Consider the following 757-nt stretch of genomic DNA (forward strand, 5'->3'; position numbering starts at 1 on the left):
TCCTGACAGGAATGCGCCAACTGTCGTGCTACGATGAGAGCGGTCGGCCGGTGTTTACGACACCGATCTGCCAGCCTGCCATGAAGTGAAGAGGACAGTTCACCATGTCCGGGATCAACCGCCGCGCCTTGCTTCTCAGCTCCGGGAGCGCCGTCATCGCCTCCACGATTGCGGCAACGGCTCACGCCGGAGAGCCGCGAGGCCGGGACCGAGAACCGTCCCGCGACCTGCGGGCGCTGATAAAGGCGCACAAGGCAACGTACGCGGCGTTCGGCAAGGCAATCCAAGAAAGGGACGGCAGCAATCGCGAACACGACAGAGCCAGCCGGGCCGAGGAAAGGGCACTGCTGGCTGTCTGTGCCTATCGTGCGGTTAGGGAAGGTGATCGCCGGGCCAAGGCAAGATATCTTTTGAGGATCGAAGGCCGCGGCGAGCTCGACTTGGCAGAGCACATGCAGGCTCTTCTCCGTTCGACAATGTGGAAAGGATAGGGGACTGGCTTCCGCATCGCGGAACTTGGACGTCCGTGCCCTAATCAGAGCTTCGACAATGGTCGATGTTGCTCCAAGGCGGCCTATGTGCGGACGCTGCTGCGCGACGGTGCGAGCGGTTTGGACGAGAAGGACTGGGAGACGCTTTTGCAGTCGTTTTCAGATCATGACGGCTATTGATAGAGCGAGGCCATCCAGCCGCTCGGGGTTTGAGAAAAGCCGACGATGGATTGTCTCTTCCTTTGGCCGCCGAGACCGTCATAAGT

General features: G+C 60.6%; 1 protein-coding gene. It reads left to right on the forward strand.

The features are described from left to right. Positions 1–104: 104 nt before the first annotated feature. Entirely contained in the window at positions 105–491 is a 387-nt protein-coding gene (locus EN749_RS36675; protein ID WP_128365083.1) for a hypothetical protein, read from the forward strand. The last annotated feature ends 266 nt before the right edge of the window (positions 492–757 follow it).

It is taken from the genome of Mesorhizobium sp. M7A.F.Ca.ET.027.02.1.1 (assembly GCF_004022985.1).
Taxonomy (GTDB): domain Bacteria; phylum Pseudomonadota; class Alphaproteobacteria; order Rhizobiales; family Rhizobiaceae; genus Mesorhizobium.

What these genes read in the sequence shown, in the direction of transcription:
- EN749_RS36675 (WP_128365083.1), top strand. Translation starts at nt 105, where the DNA reads ATGTCCGGGATCAACCGCCGCGCCTTGCTTCTCAGCTCCGGGAGCGCC.